Origin of the sequence: Planococcus chinensis, from assembly GCF_020071995.1 — a bacterium.
Lineage (GTDB): Bacteria > Bacillota > Bacilli > Bacillales_A > Planococcaceae > Planococcus > Planococcus chinensis_A.
The window spans coordinates 268127-288969 of sequence record NZ_JABWTK010000002.1 but is presented as its reverse complement, the minus strand read 5'-3'; the positions used below and the strand labels follow the sequence as shown (position 1 = coordinate 288969).

At 47.2% G+C, this 20843-nt stretch carries 15 protein-coding genes; 11 read left to right on the top strand and 4 right to left on the bottom strand.

Annotated elements, in window-relative coordinates; genetic code table 11:
• The first annotated feature begins 61 nt into the window (after nt 1-61).
• The 6 genes from addB to HU147_RS04465 all read left to right on the top strand — a co-directional run bounded on the left by addB (nt 62) and on the right by HU147_RS04465 (nt 11430).
• Nucleotides 62-3538 (top strand): helicase-exonuclease AddAB subunit AddB, encoded by a 3477-nt coding sequence (gene addB / locus HU147_RS04490; protein WP_224075101.1) that lies wholly within the window; start codon nt 62-64, stop codon nt 3536-3538.
• Nucleotides 3516-7121 (top strand): helicase-exonuclease AddAB subunit AddA, encoded by a 3606-nt coding sequence (addA, locus tag HU147_RS04485; protein WP_224075100.1) that lies wholly within the window; start codon nt 3516-3518, stop codon nt 7119-7121. Before addB ends, addA begins: the two co-directional genes overlap by 23 nt.
• Before the next feature lie 10 nt (nt 7122-7131).
• Nucleotides 7132-8310, top strand: a complete 1179-nt coding sequence (locus tag HU147_RS04480; RefSeq protein WP_224075099.1) for a DUF418 domain-containing protein — start codon at nt 7132-7134, stop codon at nt 8308-8310.
• Between the two features lie 43 nt (nt 8311-8353).
• Complete coding sequence (locus tag HU147_RS04475) at nt 8354-9253, top strand: fumarylacetoacetate hydrolase family protein (RefSeq protein ID WP_224075098.1); 900 nt, start codon at nt 8354-8356, stop codon at nt 9251-9253.
• Nucleotides 9254-9322: 69 nt separating this feature from the next.
• A complete protein-coding gene (locus tag HU147_RS04470) occupies nt 9323-9694 on the top strand; it encodes a YisL family protein (RefSeq protein WP_220628358.1) in 372 nt (123 codons plus the stop codon).
• Between the two features lie 284 nt (nt 9695-9978).
• Nucleotides 9979-11430 (top strand): alpha-amylase family glycosyl hydrolase, encoded by a 1452-nt coding sequence (locus HU147_RS04465; protein ID WP_224075097.1) that lies wholly within the window; start codon nt 9979-9981, stop codon nt 11428-11430.
• A gap of 95 nt (nt 11431-11525) precedes the next feature.
• Here the strand turns inward: HU147_RS04465 and HU147_RS04460 are convergent, their stop codons facing one another.
• The 3 genes from HU147_RS04460 to HU147_RS04450 are packed head-to-tail and all read right to left on the bottom strand — an operon-like array spanning nt 11526 to nt 14551.
• On the bottom strand, nt 11526-12860 hold the full coding sequence (locus tag HU147_RS04460) for a CoA-disulfide reductase (RefSeq protein WP_224075096.1): 1335 nt from the start codon (nt 12858-12860) through the stop codon (nt 11526-11528).
• A gap of 10 nt (nt 12861-12870) precedes the next feature.
• Nucleotides 12871-13725: a DegV family protein gene (locus HU147_RS04455; protein WP_224075095.1), complete on the bottom strand. Its 855-nt coding sequence runs from the start codon at nt 13723-13725 to the stop codon at nt 12871-12873.
• Nucleotides 13726-13741: 16 nt separating this feature from the next.
• The gene (locus HU147_RS04450) at nt 13742-14551 is read right to left on the bottom strand and encodes a Cof-type HAD-IIB family hydrolase (RefSeq protein WP_224075094.1); all 810 of its coding nucleotides are present in this window, start codon (nt 14549-14551) and stop codon (nt 13742-13744) included.
• A 174-nt stretch (nt 14552-14725) separates the two neighbouring features.
• Here HU147_RS04450 and HU147_RS04445 point away from each other — a divergent pair, with 174 nt between their 5' ends.
• The 3 genes from HU147_RS04445 (at nt 14726) to HU147_RS04435 (ending at nt 18127) form a co-directional block, all read left to right on the top strand.
• Nucleotides 14726-15493 (top strand): prolyl oligopeptidase family serine peptidase, encoded by a 768-nt coding sequence (locus tag HU147_RS04445; protein WP_224075093.1) that lies wholly within the window; start codon nt 14726-14728, stop codon nt 15491-15493.
• A 66-nt stretch (nt 15494-15559) separates the two neighbouring features.
• Nucleotides 15560-15868, top strand: coding sequence for a metal-sulfur cluster assembly factor (locus tag HU147_RS04440; RefSeq protein ID WP_036804315.1), 309 nt, complete (start codon nt 15560-15562; stop codon nt 15866-15868).
• Between the two features lie 123 nt (nt 15869-15991).
• Nucleotides 15992-18127: an ATP-dependent Clp protease ATP-binding subunit gene (locus HU147_RS04435; RefSeq protein ID WP_224075092.1), complete on the top strand. Its 2136-nt coding sequence runs from the start codon at nt 15992-15994 to the stop codon at nt 18125-18127.
• Between the two features lie 31 nt (nt 18128-18158).
• Here HU147_RS04435 and HU147_RS04430 read toward each other — a convergent pair whose 3' ends face one another.
• A complete protein-coding gene (locus tag HU147_RS04430; protein WP_224075298.1) occupies nt 18159-18344 on the bottom strand; it encodes a YjzD family protein in 186 nt (61 codons plus the stop codon).
• 187 nt (nt 18345-18531) lie between these two features.
• Between HU147_RS04430 and HU147_RS04425 the strand changes: the two genes are divergently transcribed.
• Together HU147_RS04425 and fabF are read left to right on the top strand one after the other, a co-directional pair.
• Nucleotides 18532-19464 carry a beta-ketoacyl-ACP synthase III gene (locus tag HU147_RS04425; protein WP_224075091.1) on the top strand — a complete coding sequence of 311 codons (933 nt, stop codon included), beginning with the start codon at nt 18532-18534 and terminating at the stop codon, nt 19462-19464.
• Nucleotides 19465-19491: 27 nt separating this feature from the next.
• Complete coding sequence (fabF, locus tag HU147_RS04420) at nt 19492-20733, top strand: beta-ketoacyl-ACP synthase II (protein ID WP_224075090.1); 1242 nt, start codon at nt 19492-19494, stop codon at nt 20731-20733.
• The last annotated feature ends 110 nt before the right edge of the window (nt 20734-20843 follow it).

Here is a 20843-nt window from a genome sequence, read left to right as displayed (position 1 = left end):
TAAACAGCACCTTATTCATATATAATAAGAACAAATGTTCTATTAGAAGGGGAGTGGCGTTGTGTCATTGCGAATTATCTATGGACGAGCCGGATCTGGAAAAAGCCGGTTTATCCAGGAAGAAATTGCTGCGGAATTAAAACGCAGCCGAGACGGAAACCCGCTGTTTTTAATTGTGCCGGACCAGATGTCATTTTCTACAGAGTACCGTTTATCGTCGGCTTATGGGATGAGCGGGATGATTCGTGCCCAGGCTGTAACGTTCAAGCGCCTTGCTTGGCGTGTGCTGCAGGAAGTAGGGGGCATCAGCCGGAAAGAAGTGGATACGTTCGGCTACCGCATGCTGATCCGCAGTTTGCTGGAAGAGCACAGGGAAGATTTCCAATTGTTCCGCCGGGCAGCTGGAAAAAGAGGGTTTACTGACCAGATTGAACAATTGGTCAAAGAGTTCGCCCGCTATTGTGTTGATTGCGGAGAATTGACAACAATCCGGTCGTCCCTGGCTTCTGCTGGAGCTCCGCGGACGCTTTTGGACAAGGCGGCAGATTTGGAACTGATATTGAAAGAAATTGAGAACCGCCTAGGAAAGGTCTTTGTGGATTCCGAAGGACATTTGGCGCTGTTATCCGAAAAAATCAAGTTTTCAGAGACGGTTAAATCTGCGGAAATTTATATTGATGGATTTTTCGCTTTTACCGCACGCGAGTATGAAATTATATTTGAACTAATGAAATATGCGAAGAACGTTACCATCGTTCTTCCGATGGACAATCAAACAGACCCCAATGACGAACAGGCTATTTTTTATCAGTCGGCCAATACCGGCGCACGGTTAACGGAACAGGCGCGCCAAAAGGGCATAGAGGTCGACCATCCGGTATACATGGACGAACAGTGGCGTTTTAACAAAGTGGAACTTGCTCACCTTGAAGAACATTTCGACGATTATCCACTCGTTACTTCACAATCAAGCGGTGCCATCTCTTTGGTGGAAGCGTCCAACCGGAGAGCGGAAGTGCATGCGATGGCGCGGTCCATCCGCAGGCAAATCCAGGAAGGGATGCGCTATAAAGATATCGCCATCTTGTACCGGCAGCCGGAAGTTTATGATGAATTGATCAATACGATTTTCCCTCAATACGATATCCCATATTTTATCAGCCAGAAAAAGTCGATGCTGCATCATCCTTTAATCGAATTCAGCCGTTCGGTACTGGAAGCCTTGACCTCGAATTATTCCTATGAACCGGTGTTCCGGGCAGTGAAGACGGATTTGTTTTTCCCGGAAGGCAGCGTTTCAAAATGGCGGGAGCGCAGTGACCTTCTCGAAAATTTCGTCATCGCCAACGGCATTTACGGCGAACGCTGGTTTGAGGAGAAGCGCTGGTTTTATAAGAAATACCGAGGACTGGAATTCCATACAGGCATCCAAACCGATGAGGAACTGGCTGCCCAAATGGAATTGCATGCTGTCCGCGATTTGATCCGTGAACCGTTGTCCGGGTTAAAGGAAAAACTGAAAGCTTGTTCGACAGGAAGAGAGTTTGCAGAAGCCTTGTATTTATTCGTTGAACAAATGAATGTTTACCAAAAACTGCAGGCGTTGAAAGAACGGGAAGAATCCGAGCACCGGCTGCTTGCGGCTACTGAACACGAACAGGCATGGACGCAGTGGGTGGAAGTGCTGGATCAGTTTGTACTGATGTTCGGCGAAAAGGAAATCAATCTCGCCACAGCCGCTAAGATTTTAGATGAAGGGTTTGAAACGCTGGAGTTTTCCCGTATTCCGCCTTCACTGGACCAAATCACGGTTTCAAAAATCGACTTGGCCCGCCTGATGGACATCAAATCGGTATTCGTCATCGGCGTCAATGACGGTGTTTTGCCGCAGCGAATGGAGCAGGAAGGCTTGCTGACAGACGCCGAACGGGAATGGTTTGCGAAAATCGGCATTGAACTTGCACCTACTTCAAAAATGCGTTTGATGGACGAAACCTATACCGCTTACCGCACGTTTACGGCTTCCTCTGATTTTTTGACGGTTTCTTATCCGATTGCTGATGAGGAAGGGAAAGCCTTATTGCCTTCGCTGTATATCCAGAAAATACAGGATATGTTCGGACTGGAACGGATTCCTGCTGTGATCGATCCTGAAGAGTTGAAAGACGCTTCGCCTTTGCCTTATATTTCGCATCCGCGGGCGAGCCTTGCTTATTTGACGTCGCAGCTGCGCGGCGGTGAATTGTCAGCTGAATGGCGTGCCGTGCTGTCTTACTACCACGAAGATCCGTTTTGGGCATCTGTCATTGAGCGGATCGTCAAACCGATCAAGGCCAATGTGGCTGATCAATTGCGGGAAGAAATTGCAGAGCCGCTGTATGGCCTGCCGGTTTCATCGAGCGTCTCCCGTGTGGAAACGTATTTCAGCTGCCCGTTTGCCCAGTACGTGGCATATGGTCTAAGGCTTGAAGAACGGGACCAATACAAATTGGCGGCGCCGGCGATGGGAGACCTGTTCCATGCCGCAGTCAAATGGATATCGGATGAAGTGAGCCGCCTGGGCATCTCCTGGGCATCCCTCAGCAAAAAACAATGCCAGGAATTGGCCAAAGAGGCGATTCAGCAGTTGTCGCCTTATTTTGTCAATTATATTTTAATCAGTTCTCACCGATACCGTTATATTCAGCATAAATTAGAAGGAATTATCCGCCAAACTGCGTTTATGCTCAGCCGCCATGCCAAAGTATCCGGTTTTGCGCCAGTTGCGCTGGACGTCGGATTTGGCGGTTCTGAAGCCATTCCGCCGCTTGATATTGCCTTGAAGCGCGGCCGCCAAATGAATGTGCGTGGTCGCATTGACCGCATCGACTCCACGGAAATCAACGGCAAGCCGTATATCCGCATCGTCGATTACAAATCATCGAAGCAAGGTCTCGACCTTGGGGATGTTTACCACGGCCTGTCGCTGCAGACCTTCACTTATTTGGATGTGGCCTTGGCCAATTCGGATCGCTGGCTCGGTACGCAAGCAGAGCCGGCAGGTGTGCTGTATTTCCATATGCACAATCCGATGCTGAAGTTGACGAAACTGATGACGGCGGAAGAAATTGAAGAAGAAGTTGCTAAATCGTTCAAAATGAATGGGCTCATCGTAGAGGATTCTGAAGTCGTGCGGGCAATGGACAGTGACATTGAAGGCTATTCCAATGTCATTCCGGTGCGCATGAATAAAAAAGGCGAGATTTCAACTTCCCAATCCCGAACGGTCCAAAAAGACGATATGGAAATGATCCGCCATTTTGTCCGCAGCAAGCACCAAAAAGCCGGCAATGGCATCCTGGACGGCGATACCGACATTACGCCTTATAAAGTAAAAGAAAATACACCGTGCCAGTTTTGTTCATACCGTTCCATCTGCCAGTTCGATCCGTCAGATCCGGAACAAACTTACCGCAAATTGCCGGATTTAAGCGCTGATAAAGCAATAGAATTGATTCGAAAGGAGACTGCAGACGATGATTCCGATAAAACCGACTGATGCCACATGGACAGATGAACAGTGGCAAGCCATTTGGGCGAAGGGGCAGGATATGCTCGTTTCTGCAGCAGCGGGATCCGGCAAGACGGCCGTGCTTATCAACCGGATGATTGAAAAAGTGCTGGATGAAAAAGAACCGGTCTCTGTGGATGAACTGCTTGTCGTAACGTTCACGAATGCATCCGCCGCAGAAATGCGCCATCGGATGTTCACTGCTTTGGAAAAAGCGGTAGCGCAAAACCCGGATTCCCAACACTTGCGTAAACAAATGCGGCTCATCAATAAAGCGCAGATTTCCACACTGCATTCGTTTTGTCTGCAGGTAGTTAAGCAATACGCATACTTGCTGGAAATCGATCCGGGGTTCCGCATCGCCAATGAAACAGAAGCAGCATTGCTTCGCGATGATGTATTGGAAGCGGTCCTGGAGTCGGCTTATGAGGGAGAGCACGCTGAAGCGGTCTACCGCCTCGCGGACAGTTTTACATCCGACCGCAACGACCAGGCGATGGAAGTGCTCTTAAGCAAGCTGTATGACTATTCACGGGTACATCCGGAACCTGACCGCTGGCTCGAACATGTACCGGCGCTTTATGCAGTTCCGGCCGGAGCCGTGGTTGATGATTTGCCGTTTATCGCTGATTTGAAAATGACCATCCGCCACGCGTTTGAAGAAGCGCTTCATTTGGCGGACGAAGGGAATCAGTTGGCGCTGCGTCCTGATGGCCCGGTTCTGTTGAGCGAAACATTTGAAATGGATATGGACTTGATCCGTACGGCATTGGATGCCTTAGAAGAATCATGGGACAGCCTTTACAATTTCTCAAAAGCATTCGCTTGGCCGAAAGCCGCGACCATCCGCAAAGATACGTGCGACGCTGAACTTGCTGAAGAAGCAAAAGCAAAACGCAATGATGTGAAAAAAATTGTTAATGGCGTAATGGACGCATATTTCATCCGCTCGCCAAAACGGCTGCTCGATGAAATGCGCGAGATGGCCCCGTTGATGAAAACCTTGGTGGAGTTGACCAAAGTCTTTGCGGCCCAATACAAAGCTTTGAAAATTGACCGTGCCCTGGTCGATTTCTCCGATTTGGAGCATTATGCCCTGCAAATTTTAAGCGACGGAGGAAAACCGTCTGATATTGCGCTCGATTACCAAAAGCAGTTTAAAGAAGTGCTGGTGGATGAATACCAGGACACCAATATGCTTCAGGAAACCATTTTGAATCTAGTGAAGTCCGGCGGTGAAGCGGACGGCAATCTCTTCATGGTAGGCGACGTCAAGCAGTCGATTTACCGCTTCCGCCTTGCTGAACCGATGCTGTTTCTTGGCAAATACAGCCGGTTCACGGGAGATGCCGACGGGACTGGCCTGCGGGTTGACTTGAATGCCAATTTTAGAAGCCGGCGGGAAGTCCTAGATGGGACCAATTACATTTTTGCGCAGATTATGGGCGAGCGTGTCGGAGAAATCAACTACGATGAAGCTGCGGCGCTGAAAAACAAGGCGCCTTATCCGGAACAGGATGTTCCGGTTGAATTGACCTTGATCCATGAACCGGAAAGCGATGAAGAGCCGGAAGAAGACTTGGCGAAATCCCAATGGGAAGCCCGCTATATTGCAAAGAAAATCCGCGAATTGATGGAAAAAGAAACCTATGTCTACGATCCTTGGAAACAACAGCAGCGTCCATTGGAATACAGCGACATTGTCGTCTTGATGCGTTCGATGACCTGGTCAGGTGATTTCGTGGATGAGTTTAAAGCAGCCGGCATACCGCTGTATGCCGAATTGACGGGCGGCTATTTTGATGCGCTGGAAGTCATGATCATGCTGAATACGCTGCGTGTAATCGATAATCCGTACCAGGATATCCCGCTGGTATCCGTGCTGCGGGCACCGTTCATCGGATTGAAAGAAAATGAATTGGCAGAAATCCGGCTAGCGGCTCCCCAAGCATCGTTTTATGATGCCGTCAAAACCTTTATCCAGGGTGGATCGGGCATTGACCCGGCGGCTGCGGAAAAACTGCGCCGCTTTATGCTTCATTTGGAAGACTGGCGCAACTTGGCGCGGCGCGGGTCGCTTGCTGAACTGATCTGGCAGGTTTATTTGGATACGAATTACTATGAAATGGCCGGTGCGATGTCGAACGGCAAGCAGCGGCAGGCAAATTTGCGGACGCTGCATGACCGGGCGTTGGAATACGAAAAAACATCATTCCGTGGATTGTTCCGCTTCCTGCGTTTCATTGACCGGATGCGGGAGCGCGGAGACGATTTGGGCACAGCCAAGTCATTGAGTGAAAAAGAAAATGTTGTCCGGTTAATGACGGTCCATAAATCAAAAGGGCTGGAATTTCCGGTTGTGTTTTTTGCCGGTGTCGGCCGCATGTTCAATGAAATGGATTTCCATAAACCTTATTTATTTGACCAGGATTATGGGCTCGCGGTAAAAGCGGTCAATCCCGATACCCGCCTCGAATACACGTCGCTGCCGTTTTTGGCAGTCAAAGAAATGAAGCAGCTGCAGATGAAGGCAGAAGAAATGCGCGTCTTGTATGTAGCCATGACGCGAGCAAAAGAGCGGCTGTATTTGACGGCATCGGTCAAAGAAATCGACCGGTTGTTCGGAAAATGGAAAGTGAATTCGAAGGATACACTGCTTCCGGATTATGTCCGTTCCCGGGCCAAAGGCTATTTGGACTGGATTGGCCCGGCAATCGCCCGGCATCCGGATGCTGCAGAAATCCTGCAGGCAAATGGCAGTTCGCTGCCGCATTCATCCCGTTTTCAAGTCAATATAGTTGAATCGGCTTCTTTGTTGCCGGCACTCCTTGACGTGGAGGAATTGATGCGGCCAGAAGCAGGAGACAAAGATTTTACGGAAGAAATAGCAAGGCGCTTTGATTTCCGTTATCCTTATCAATATGCTGTCGAGAAAAGGTCGAAGCAATCTGTTTCAGAGATGAAGCGCCTCCAGATGCTGCAGCGGATGGACGAGCCGGAATCGTTTCTTCAAGCGGCAGCACCGGTTCGGCGGACCTTGGTCCACCGTCCGGACTTTATGCAGGATAAACGGCTGTCAGCGGCGGATGTCGGTACGGCTGTCCATGCTGTCATGCAGCATATTCCTTTGGATAAAAAAATGGGAGCAGCGGAGATTGCGGAATTTGTCGAGACGCTTGTTGGCATGGAAATTTTGTCTCCCGAAGAAGGGAAAGCGGTCAAGCTTAAAGAAATTGAGCAGTTCTATGACTCAGAATTAGCAGTTCGCTTGGCAAATGCCAAAAATATAAGGCGCGAAGTTCCATTCACTTATGCAAAAAAAGATGGGGACGGAGACCACCAGATCATTCAGGGGATTGTCGATTGCCTGTTTGAAGAAGAAGATGGCTGGGTCCTGCTTGATTATAAAACGGACAGCATTTACCAAATGGCAGATATTGCCCGGGAAATGACTGCCAGATACAACGTTCAGCTGGCAATTTATCAGGAAGCTGTAGAAGAAATTTTGCAGATTCCCATTAAAGAACGGCTGTTGTACCTGTTTGCGGCAAAACAAACAGTGAAGATTTAGGAGGATTTTTGTGAAGTTACAGCCCGTAGCATTAAACGAACGCGTCTATGCAATTGATTTGATGAGGGGATTTGCGCTATTAGGCATCCTCCTCATCAATATGCTGACGTTTCATTCACCGTTTTCTTATATCGATCCCTATAAGTGGTTTGATGGCCCATGGGATACAGAAGTATTCAGCGCACTTGATATTTTTATCCAGGCTAGCTTTTATCCGTTATTTTCTATGTTATTCGGGTATGGTTTAGCAATGCAGTACATGAAAGCGCAGAAAATACAGCGCCCCTTTATGCCAATCGCTGTAAAGCGGCTGCTCATTCTGCTTGCTTTCGGAATCGTTCACGCATTTGGGATTTGGTACGGCGATATTTTAATCACCTACGCCATTACTGGTTTTTTCCTGCTTGGTTTTATCCGTTTGAAACCCGCTTGGCTTTTAGGGCTGGCAGCGGCGATTTATGTTATTCCACAAGTCTTTCTGCTGGGCCTTATGTTCGTGGCAGTATCGATTGACCCGAACATCTATACCGGTATGCAGGAAGTGCAAAGTTCACTGTCGGTGTATCCTTCAGGGACGTTTGCCGAGATTTTCAGCCAGCGTTTTGACGATTGGATGCACAGCAACAATCCGGCAAGTTATTTTTATTTGATCATTACAATTCTGCCATTTTTGATGGTGGGCGCAGCGGCGGCAAAAGTGCAATTGATTGAACGCGCTGCCCATTACCGCAAACTTTGGATCAGCCTCGCGGTTGGCGGCCTTGTTATCGGTTTGTTGTTGAAGTCCACACCGCTTTTGATCGATAATAACTATGCATTCCAGTACCTGCAAGATATTTTTGGCGGTCCGCTTGTCGCAATCGGTTATGCTGCTTTGATTGCATTGATGGCGCAAAGCCAAGGGGTCCGGAAGCTGCTGAGCCCGCTGGCCAAGACAGGGCGCATGTCTTTGACCACTTATATTGGCCAGTCGGTCATTGCGACGTTCATTTTCTATTCATATGGCTTAGGGCTGTACGGACAAGTTGATGTCTTGACCGGTACATGGATTGCACTCGGGATTTTCGCAATTCAATTGATTTTTGCGGAATTGTGGATGTCCAAGTTTGCACAAGGCCCTTTGGAATATCTTTCTAGGCGGTTGACTTACGGAAGAAATTTAGAAAAAAGCAACAATTCAAAACGATGAATGTGTATAATGAATGGAATCATAGAAAAGGAGTGTTTGACGAATGAAGCTGTTATCTTTTCGATTTGAGGAAGAAGAACGTTTTGGACCAAAAGTGAAAAAAGAGGAAGCTGTATGGGATGTCTTAGCCGTTCAACAAGAATTGCAGGTCTTGCCATCTTTTCCCAGCAAGCTAATTGAAGGAATACCTCAGGGAATGGAGTTTGTGGAACAAATCCGGAAATTGACGGAAGCAGCTGCCAAGTCCGACAACCCTGAGCAATTCAAGCGCTCTTTTTCAGATATCGAATGGTTAGCACCTATATCACGAACACCAAAAAATATTATCTGCATCGGTAAGAACTACGCAGACCATGCAAAAGAAATGGGAGCGGAAGCGCCTGTCGATTTGGTGGTCTTTACAAAAACGCCGCAGACCATTGCAGCAGATGAGCAAACCGTTTCAGTCCACAGCGATGTGACGGATTCGTATGACTACGAAGGCGAATTGGCTGTCGTAATCGGTAAAAAAGGAAAGTCGATTCCAAAGCAGATGGCTTACGACTATGTTTTCGGTTATACCATCGCTAACGATTTGACGGCACGCGACCTTCAAAGCAAGCACCAACAGTACTTTTTAGGTAAAAGCTTGGAAGGCTCCTGCCCAATGGGTCCTTATCTCGTAACAAAAGATGAAATTCCGGAAGCGCAGGATCTATCCATTGTGACGAAAGTGAACGATGAAGTGCGCCAAAACGGCAACACAGGAAATATGATCCGCCGCGTTGATGATCTTGTAGCAGAAGTCTCCAAGTACATCACGCTTGAACCGGGTGATGTCATTTTAACTGGAACGCCTGCTGGAGTAGGCAAGGGCTTCAACCCGCCAAAATTCCTGAAAGCCGGCGACACCGTCAAAGTTTCAATCGAATCGATTGGAACGCTCGTCACACATTTGTCATAACGGCAAACATGTCATTTAGTCCTCCAATTGTGCTAAACTGGAAAAGACTAAATTGAATGAGGTGACGTTTTGGACTTTTTAACTGATTCTACACATGTACACATTACAACTTGGGTCATTGGAATTGTGCTATTTCTGGTAGCAGCTTTCATGAACCCGGCAAGCAAAGGGCGCAAAATTGTGCATATGGTAGCGCGCTTATTCTACATTTTAATCCTGATCTCCGGATTGGCATTGTTCATCGAATATTCTTCATCAGATGCGATGACGTACGGCTTGAAATTCCTTTTCGGCTTAGTGACAATCGGAATGATGGAAATGGTCTTGGTTCGTTCGAAAAAACAAAAACCGGTTACAATGTTCTGGGCACTGTTCGCAGTTTCTCTATTTGTTACATTGTTCATCGGTTTCATGTTGCCGATCGGATTGGATTTGTTCTAGGAAACAGGCGCATAAGCGCCTGTTTTTTTATGGACAAAGGTTTACGCTTCTGATTTTTCGCGAACTTTATGTTGGCGGATTTTGTGGGTTGCCTAGCTTCATGGACCGTTGACACTAGTTAAGGCATGGCAAACTTGCATTGTTCTCAGGAAATTCACAGTTTAGACGAAAGTGTGGATGGATGCGCCGCTTTCACGAATTATACATAGCAGTACACAAGCGATTTTGTTAAAATAAACCGGGTGGAACGGAATAAATAAGCCTCATTGAAGGAGGATTTTGGATTGAAAGCAAAATGGATTGGGAGCGTCTTGATCGGAATGCTGGCATTAAGTGTGTTGCAGCCGGCTGCAGCTGAAGAAACAAAGACGATTGAAGACGAAATCATATACGATGTATTGGTGGACCGGTATTTTAATAAATCGATTCAAAACGATTACGACGTAAATGCACAGGATCCTGCTGATTTCAGCGGTGGAGATTTTGCCGGTGTGGTGGATCAAGTGCTTTATGTTAAAGAAATGGGCTTTACGGTATTGTCCATTGGACCGGTTTTTTCATCGGCTACATACGATGGCAAACAAGTGCTGGATTACAATGAACTTGAGCGCCATTTCGGAACAGCAGAGGAATTGAAAACGCTGATTGATGCAGTGCATGAACAGGACATGAAAGTGATGGTGGATGTGCCCACTCAGAACCTTAGCAAAGACCATGTCTGGGCAGCAGAAAATCCGGAATGGTTTAAAGAAAATGAAGACGGCACCTTGGCGTTGGACACAGCAAATTCTGACGTACAGGAAGCCTTGATTGAAACCTTCAGTAAATTCGTGGAGGAATACGAAGTGGATGGCTTAAAACTGCAAAATGCAGATCATCTGGATGCAACTTTCATCAAAGATTTTTCTTCTGCCATTAAAGAGATCCGTGGGATTTACCTCATCAATGATGTGGAAATGGAACCGGCAGAAGGGCTGGATGCTGTCGTTTTGCCAGGGGCAGAAGAGGTACTGCGGAATTCATATAAGCAATTTGACCAAGGTTCTTCTCAAGTGCCAGCGGTGATAGAGGAAAGCGCTGGCCATTTGGTTCGCGTTGACTCACTTTTAGGTTCTCGTTTTACAGCGGATATTGTGGCAGAAAGAGGATTTCCGCCGACACGCTGGAGTCTGATGGCTACGCAATTGCTGACAATGCCTGGTATTCCGATTGTGCAATACGGGACAGAGACCGCAATGAACGGAGAGGAATTGCCGGAGTCCCATCAAATTTTAAATATGGCAGTCGATGAAGAATTGATCGATCATATCACTAATTTGACGACGCTGCGCAATTCGTCTCCAGCACTGCGTACAGGAGACACGGAAGTTCTCCATGAAAAAGATGGCTGGCTTGTTTACAAGCGTTTCAATGACGAAGAGTCATGGATTGTCGCTATCAATAACACATCTTCTACTCAAAGCATCACCATTCCGGCAGATGTAATTGGCAGCGACAAAGAGCTTCAGGGACTGTTTGAAAGCGACCGGGTGCGCCAGGAAGCGAATGGAGAATACCGGATTTCGTTGGAACGTGAATTGGCGGAGACTTATCACGTAACGGATGAAACCGGCTTTAACAAAGCGTATATCGCAGCACTGGCGGTATTGTATATTGTCTTCATGATTTTCCTTTGGGTGGTCTGGAGAAAAGGCAAACAACGGAAATCGGACGAAGCGGCGAAAAATAAACGATAACTAAAAAAGAACCAGCACCTGGAAAAGGTGCTGGTTCTTTTTTAGTTGCTTAACCCTTGATAACTTTCAAGGCTATACAAATGATTTCGTTAGCTTCACTTGCCAAAAGCTTTATAGCCCGCCATGTTAATCGGGTCTTTTGGCGACGAATAGGGAGGGGCATAGCTTAATTCAAGTGCCTGCAAATCGTCAATTGTCAGCCCGGCGTAAATGGCGGTGACGAGGACGTCGATTCGTTTGTCGACGCCTTTGCCGCCGATGCACTGGGCACCGAGGATTTTTCGGCTGTCTGCATCGTAATGGATCTTCAGCATGATTTTTGAATGGTCGGGGTAATAGCCCGCATTGGAATTGCCTTGATGAACGACGGTTTTATACGAAATGCCTTTGTCGCGGATCGTCCGCTCGTTCAGGCCCGTCATCGCCACTGTCAGCGAAAAGATTTTGACAACCGACGTTCCAAGCAATCCTTTTTTCGGTATGGCATTGCCGCTTAACTTTTGGGCAATTAAAAAAGCTTGCCGGTGGGCGGGCCAGGCGAGCGGAACCCGTTTAGGATCGCCGGTGATCATATCGGTATTTTCAGAAGCATCTCCCAAGGCGAAGATGGACGGGTCTTCCGTCTGCATAAATTCATCGGTCACGATTCCGCCGGTTTTGCCAATCGGAAGGCCGGCTCCTTCGGCCAATTCCGTATTCGGCTTTATGCCGACGCTCATGATAATGAAATCCGCTTGCAGCTGTCTGCCATCGGACAGTTCCACCGTCTGTGGTCCGGCTTTGGTAATAACGGCGTCCTTATACAAGCTGACTTGATTGGCAGCCAATTCAGCTTCAATCCGCTCGGAAATGTCTGTATCAAGAATGGACATAACTTGGCTGGATTTGTGGACGATCTGGACGTTGAGGCCTAGGTGCTTCAAGTTCTCCGCCATTTCAAGGCCGATAAAACCGGCTCCTGAGATGACACAGTTTTTTGGCTTATTTTCAGCGATAAACTGCTGGATACCTTGCATATCTTCGTAGCTGCGCAGTACAAACACATTAGCAGAAGACAGGCCATCGACTTCCGGTACGACCGCTGAACCGCCGGGAGCGAGAATGAGCGTATCGTACGATTCGGCAAATTGTTCGCCGGAATCCAGATTCCGGACGAGGAGCTGTTTGAGTCCTCGTCGGATTTCCAGCACTTCGTGTTTCAGGAAAACGTCAATATTCCGTTTTTCCTTAAATTGCTGCGGGTCTGCCATCAACAGTGCTTCCGGTTCTTTAATAACATTGCCTATCACGTAAGGAGTACCGCAGGTGGCATAAGACATCGTTGAATCCCGGTCAAAAATAGTGATTTCTGCATCCGGGTCGTAAAAACGGATTTGGCCGGCTACTGTAGCCCCGCCGCCTACTGCACCGACAATGACGATTTTACTCACAGCATCCACCTCACATATCGACTTGATTCAAGTAGAAAACAGCAAGAGTGCCAGGCCCGGTATGGGCGGCAATAACAGAACCGATCATGTAAATGTCCACTTGTTTGGGGTGGAGGCTGTCTTCGATTTCCTTTTTCAGCAAATGGGCAAACTCCAAATCGTCGCCGTGGCTGATGGAAACCGTCTGTTTTCCCCAATCGACGCCGCGCTCCTGCATCAATTCGACCATCCGTCGCAACACTTTTTTCCGGCCTCGCAGTTTTTCAATCGGAACCAGTTTGCCGTCTTCCACATGCAAAAGCGGTTTGATATTCAACAATCCGCCGACAAAGGCACTGCCTTTGGAAATCCGGCCGCCTTTGGCCATATAGTCCAAGTCTTCAACTGTAAAAAGGCTTTCCATATGTTCTGACATAAAGCGGGTCTTTTCAATAATCTCGTTCAAGGAATGGCCGGCAGCACGAAGTCTGGCTGCCTCTTTTACAAGCGTACCGTAGCCAAGAGAGGCCGCTTTCGAATCAAGAATGGTCAATTTTAAATCCGGATACTCTTCCCGCACTTGGTCGGCAACCATCACCGCTGTGCTGTATGTACCCGATAATTCTGAAGAAAAAGCGATGTAATACCCTTCATCACCATCTTTGGCCAATTGCTCAAAAGCGTTTAACATTTCTTCCGGAGAAACTTGGGATGTTTTCGGATGAATATCCGAACGGATAGCGTCAAATACTTGTTTAGAATGGATGGTGCGGATATCTTCGTAATCTTTATCCCCAATATGCACGCGCAGCGGGAATAAAATAACGTCTTCATCTGTAAAAAATTGTTTCGGTAAATCAGAAGCGCTGTCAGCAAATAGTCTCATGTAAATCCTCCTTTTTCTAGTTAAGTTTTAAACGGTCAATCAACAATTCGGCAATGCCGTCTTCGTTGTTTGTTAAGGTGATTTCGTTCGCGATGGTCTTCAAAGGATCGATGGCATTGCCCATCGCCACTCCGACTCCGGCAAATTCAATCATTTCCAAATCGTTGTCTTCATCACCGAAAGCGATGATATTCTCGCGGGAAATGCCAAGCGATTTAGACACGCGGTCCAGGCCGACAGCCTTGTTCAAGCCGCTTTTGACAATTTCAATCACATGCCAAGGAGCGCCCCATCGGCGATGGTCAATCACTTCGGCATGGACTTCGTTTAGATGGTCGTGGATCAAGCCGACCTTTTCATAAGGGGCATGTATCAGCAAAGAAGTCGGATCCACTTTCAAGTAATTCCGCAAATCACCCGCTGTGATTGAAGGATCGCCAAATCGGAAAATATTCATTAATTTTTCGTCATGGTGATGAACGTAGACATCGTCGAGCACTTCTGCCACGATGTTATGAAAATTGAAATCATGCATCGATTCCACTACTTCGTGAACGACATCCAACGAAATCGGAGTATGGTGAACTCCCCAGTTGTTGTTCAGCGGATGATGGACGAATGCTCCGTTGAAATTGACGATGGGGGTAGTTAAACCCAATTCTTTATAATAAGGTTCGCTTGAACGGTAAGGGCGGCCGGTGGCAATCATAACCTGATGGCCAGCTGTCAGTGCTTGCTGCAAGGTTTGCTTTGTTTTCTCTGAAATGACTTTCTGGTCGGTCAATAATGTGCCGTCTAAGTCAAGGACGATCAAATGCTGTTTCATGGTATTCCGTCTCCTTTCTCTCTCTAGCTCTAGTGTAGCGATAATAGAAGGGTTTCGTCAAAATTTCTTGAAGGATCTCCTGTCTTTCTTTATAGAAAAAAGGAAAAAGAAGCTTCGGATTGTTTGCCGACTTTCAGGAACATTGGTAGGATATGTATGAAGGAAGTGAACTAAATGATAGTAGAACGCGAAAAATGGAATAACATTCCGCTGCTTCATATATACCCGGACGGCAAGAAAGACGAACGCCTGCCAACGGCGGTATTTTTCCATGGGCATATGAGCGCCAAAGAGCATAACTTGCATTATGCTTACCAAATGGTAGAAAAAGGAATGCGTGTCCTGCTGCCGGATGCACATTTGCATGGGGAACGGGAAGAAGGGCTGGATGAAGTGCAGATGAGCCTCCGCTTTTGGGAAGTTGTCCTAACTTCTATAGAAGAATTAGATTACATACATAAAACCATCCACGAAAAACTATGGGCAAAAGGCGAACTAGGCATAGGAGGCACATCGATGGGCGGCATTACAACACTCGGAGCTTTGACGGTTTATCCGTGGATCAAAGCTGCAGCTGTTATGATGGGCGCACCGAACTATGTACAGCTGGCAAAAGCGCAGATGGCCCAGTTTGAATCGAAAGGGTTTAAACTGCCGATCACGGATGAAGAAAGAAAACAGATGCTTGCCACACTGGCCCGCTTTGATGCAACGAAAAACAAAGGCATCTTCAATAAACGCCCGGTCTTTTTCTGGCATGGAGAACAAGATACGACGGTGCCGTACAGCCCGACGTTCAGCTTTTTCAAAGCGCTGAAAGAAGAATACGAAGAAGTGCCGGAGCATCTTCATTTCATGGGCGAAAAAGAAGCGGGACATGCTGTCAGCCGTCCCGGAATGCTGGCTGCTGCAAAATGGCTGGCTGAGCATACTGTCCAATAAGCAGGGGAATTTCATTTCAGCCCAAAGTTTGTTAAGATGAGAAGAGCAGAAAAAGGAGGGATTCTAATGGATCAAGATATGAAAGACAGCATCATGGGTGCTTTGGAACAAGTCATTGACCCGGAGCTTGGAGTAGATATTGTCAATTTGGGCCTTGTATACGATGTAGAAATGTCGGAAGAGGGCTTTACAGTAGTGACAATGACATTGACTTCAATGGGATGCCCAATGGGACCTCAAATCGTCGATATGGTGAAACATGCATTGTACGAATTGCCGGAAGTAAGCGAAGTCGATGTAAAAATCGTCTGGCAGCCGGTATGGGGCAAAGACAAAATGTCGCGTTACGCAAAAATGGCGCTCGGCGTCCGTTAATCAAAACCTTCAGGGAGCTAATTCCTGAAGGTTTTTTTGTTAGCATATCATTTGCCTTTGACGCTAAAAATGCATATAATCAAATTAGTCAAGAAAGGTCAAACTCTTTAAGGAGTGAAGAAAATGGTTCAATTTGCTAATCAAGAACAAAAATCGCCGTTGGAACTATACGGCCGAAACATGGTGGAACAGGCGAAAAGCGGGAAGATGGATCCTGTGATCGGGAGAGACCAGGAAATCCGCAATGTCATTCGCATTTTATCGCGTAAAACAAAAAATAACCCGGTCCTGATCGGTGAACCGGGCGTCGGGAAAACCGCAATTGTCGAAGGCTTGGCCCAGCGCATTGTCCGAAATGATGTACCGGAAGGCCTGAAAAACCGGACAATCTATGAACTCGATATGAGCTCGCTGATTGCAGGCGCCAAATACCGGGGAGAATTTGAAGAACGCTTAAAAAGTGTTTTAAAACAAGTGAAAGACAGCAACGGGGAAATTATTCTTTTTATTGATGAAATCCACACGATTGTAGGAGCGGGCCGCACAGAAGGCGCGATGGATGCAGGGAATATGCTGAAGCCGATGCTGGCGCGCGGTGAGCTGTTCTGTATCGGTGCTACGACACTCGATGAGTACCGGATGCACATTGAAAAAGATCCGGCACTTGAACGCCGGTTCCAGCAAGTCATGGTGCGTGAGCCGTCTGTTGAAGATACGGTTTCAATTTTGCGCGGTTTGAAAGAGCGCTTTGAATTGCATCATGCAGTGCGGATCCATGACCGGGCGATTGTAGCGGCAGCAACGATGTCAGACCGGTACATTACGGAGCGTTTCTTGCCGGACAAAGCAATTGATTTGATTGACGAGGCATGTGCCATGATCCGGACGGAAATTGATTCCATGCCGCAGGAACTGGATGAAGTTACACGCCGTCTGATGCAATTGGAGATTGAGGAACAGGCACTTCGGAAAGAAAAAGATGCAGCGAGCATCACAAGACTCGAAACGCTGCGCAAGGAAATCGCTGAGCTGAAGGCGTCGTCTTCAGGTATGCAGCAGCAATGGAAAGCGGAAAAAGAATCGCTGAAAAAAATTCAGGAAAAACGCGAGAAGCTGGATCAATACCGCCGGCAATTGGAAGATGCGGAAAATAATTATGACTTGAACGCTGCTGCTGTACTGCGCCACGGGAAAATTCCAGAGCTGGAAAAAGAACTGGCAGCTCTTGAAGCAGATCTGAAAAAAGACGGAGCCGCCCGCTTATTGCGTGAAGAAGTGACAGATGATGAAATTGCTGGCATTGTCGCAAGATGGACAGGGATTCCGGTAACGAAGCTGGTGGAAGGGGAGCGGGAGAAATTGCTGCGCCTTGGCGACACCCTTAAAGAACGCGTCATTGGCCAAGACCGTGCAGTCGAGCTGGTGACGGAAGCGGTATGGCGTGCCCGCGCCGGCATCAAAGATGAACAGAAGCCGATCGGCTCATTCATCTTTCTGGGTCCTACGGGAGTCGGGAAAACGGAACTGGCGAAATCACTCGCTGCGAACCTTTTTGATTCGGAAGACCATTTTATCCGGATTGATATGTCGGAGTATATGGAAAAACATAGCGTATCCCGTCTTGTCGGCGCACCTCCAGGCTATATCGGATACGAAGAAGGCGGCCAGTTGACGGAAGCGGTCAGACGCAACCCTTACTCTGTAGTCCTGCTCGATGAGATAGAAAAGGCGCATCCGGATGTTGCAAATATTCTGTTGCAGATTCTGGATGATGGACGCATTACGGACAGCCAGGGACGGCTCGTCAACTTCTCCAACACAGTCGTCATTATGACGTCCAATATCGGTTCCGCTTATATTGGAGCGGAAGATACGGAACACAACATTGAAGACATCGTGATGTCGGAACTTCGGAAGCATTTTAAACCGGAGTTATTGAACCGGATTGACGATATCGTTATTTTCCATGCTTTGAACAATAGCCACTTCTATGGCATTGCGAAGAAAATGCTGAATGAACTGGCCTTACGCATGAAACAGCAGCAGCTTGGACTGGAAGTGGATGACTCGGTAATCGAGTATATCATTGAAGCGGGAACCGATCCGCTGTTCGGAGCACGCCCTTTGAAACGCTTTATCCAACGCGAAATTGAAACAAAAATTGCACGGGAATTGATTAAAGGCGATCTTGCGCCAAATACTGTTTTGCATTTGGTCATGGACAATGGAAATTTAGTTATCAACAAAAAAGAAGCGTAATCCGGATTCCGGATTACGCTTCTTTTTATGATTAATGCTTTTCAGCTACAGGCTCATCCGGAATAATTGCAGAAATTACAAAGATCAGGATGGAAACCGCTAGAGAAACATAAACGCCCAGCATAAAATCAAACGGTACGTTTTGGACTGCACTTACTACGTAGTTCAACAAAGAAATTAATAAAAATGACCAGAAGAATGTTCCAATATATTGCATCAGTTTCACCTCAACATAGAAATATCTTCTATCATCATATCATAGAGCCTCTCTGACAGAAAGAAAGTTTATCATTTTAAAAAATAATTTGTCTGAAGTATGTCAGTAAGTTGAAAAAATTGGTGAGAGGGCGTATTATTATTACCAGGTACTAATAATTGATGTTAATTGAAAAGAGGGACCAATAATGAATGCAGGAATTATCGGCATAGGCAGATGTCTGCCTGAAGATAAGTTAACGAATTTCGATTTGGAAAAACGCATGGATACTTCAGATGAGTGGATCCGTACTATGACCGGAATCGAAGAGCGCCGGATTGCAAAAGATGATCAGGATACCTCCCATATGGCATTGGATGCAGCGAAGAAGGCTATCAAGGATGCCGCCATAGACCCGGCAGAAATTGGACTGATTCTGGTTGCGACCGTAACACCGGACCAGCCTTTCCCTTCGATGTCTTGTGCCATCCAACAGGAACTGGGAGCAGTCAATGCTGCTGCAATGGATCTTTCGGCCGCGTGTGCAGGCTTCATGTATGGACTCGTAACTGCAAAACAATTCATTGAATCTGATGTTTATAAATATGTTCTCGTTGTAGGAGTAGAAAAACTGTCTAAAATCACCAACTGGGAAGACCGCAACACGGCAGTACTTTTCGGCGACGGGGCAGGAGCTGCCGTTCTTGGGAAAGTATCAGAAGGACGCGGAATCCTTTCATTTGAGCTGGGTGCAGACGGCACTGGCGGGAAACACTTATACCAGGATGAATATTTAGTGATGAATGGCCGTGAAGTATTCAAGTTTGCTGTGCGCCAAATGGGCGAATCGGCGGTCAACGTCATTGAAAAAGCGGGCCTAACCCAGGAAGAAGTAAGTTTTCTGATTCCACACCAAGCGAATATCCGAATCATGGAAGCTTCTCGAGAACGTTTAGGCCTTCCGATAGAGAAGATGTCAAAGACCATCCACAAATATGGGAATACATCTGCGGCTTCTATTCCAATTTCGCTCGTCGAAGACGTGGAAGAAGGACGCATCAAAGAAGACGATGTTGTCGTAATGGTCGGATTTGGCGGCGGATTGACTTGGGGCGCAATAGCAATGAGATGGGGCAAATAATTGTACAAGCGAAAGGAAGAAGATAGAATGACGAATCGTCGAGTAGTAATCACTGGAGTCGGTGCTGTAACTCCATTAGGAAACAACATAGAAGCAACTTGGGAATCAGTGAAAAATGGTGTATCAGGAGTTGGTCCACTGACAAGATTGGATGCGGACCAATACCCGGCTAAAGTGGCTGCCGAAATCAAAGACTTCTCGATCGAAGATTATATTGAGAAAAAAGAAGCCAGAAAAATGGACCGCTTTACGCATTACGCATTGGCATCATCCATTATGGCGATGAAAGATGCGAATCTAGAGCTGGATGAAAAAACGGCTCTTCGCACAGGCGTTTGGATCGGATCTGGAATTGGCGGAATGGAAACAATCGAAAACCAGTTGGAAGTGTTGAATAATCGCGGTGTACGGCGAGTCAGCCCGTTCTTCGTGCCAATGATCATTCCGGATATGGCATCCGGCCAGGTTTCCATTTACTTTGGCGCAAAAGCCATCAACTCCTGCTCGGTTACTGCGTGTGCTTCTGGCACAAACTCAATAGGCGATGCTTTCAAAGTGATTCAGCGCGGTGATGCCGATGTGATGATCTCCGGAGGCGCAGAAGCACCGATTACACGCTTGTCAGTTGCCGGATTTACTGCAAATACAGCATTGACGACAAACCCTGACGCTGCGACAGCTTCCCGTCCGTTCGATAAAAACCGTGACGGCTTTGTCATTGGAGAAGGTGCAGGGATTGTAATTCTGGAAGAGTACGAGCATGCGAAAGCGCGCGGCGCCAAGATTTATGCGGAAATTGTCGGCTACGGTTCTACTGGCGATGCCCACCATATTACTGCTCCAGCTCCAGGAGGAGAAGGAGCAGCTCGTGCGATGGAACAAGCACTTGCAGACGGCGGCGTCGAAAAAACGTCGATCGGCTACATCAATGCCCACGGAACGAGTACACCGTACAACGATTTGTTTGAAACGATGGCAGTTAAAACTGTATTCGGGGAGCATGCTTACAAATTGGGCATGAGTTCAACAAAATCCATGACAGGCCATTTGCTTGGCGCTGCAGGTGGAGTAGAAGCTATTTTCACTGCGCTGTCGCTGAAGGAAGGCATCATGCCGCCGACAATCAACTACGGCACACCGGATGAGGAATGTGATTTGGACTACGTGCCAAACGAAGCGCGGCTTGGTGATTTTACTTATGCCATGAGCAACTCATTAGGATTTGGCGGCCATAACGCCTCTATCGTCTTAAAGAAATTTGAAGAATAGTATTTGATAGTAACCGCCAGGCTGCCGAAGCCTGGCGGTTTTTTTACGGTTAAGGAAAAATATCCAAAAAAATTAAATTAAATACAATACTATTGAATCCTTACTGCATA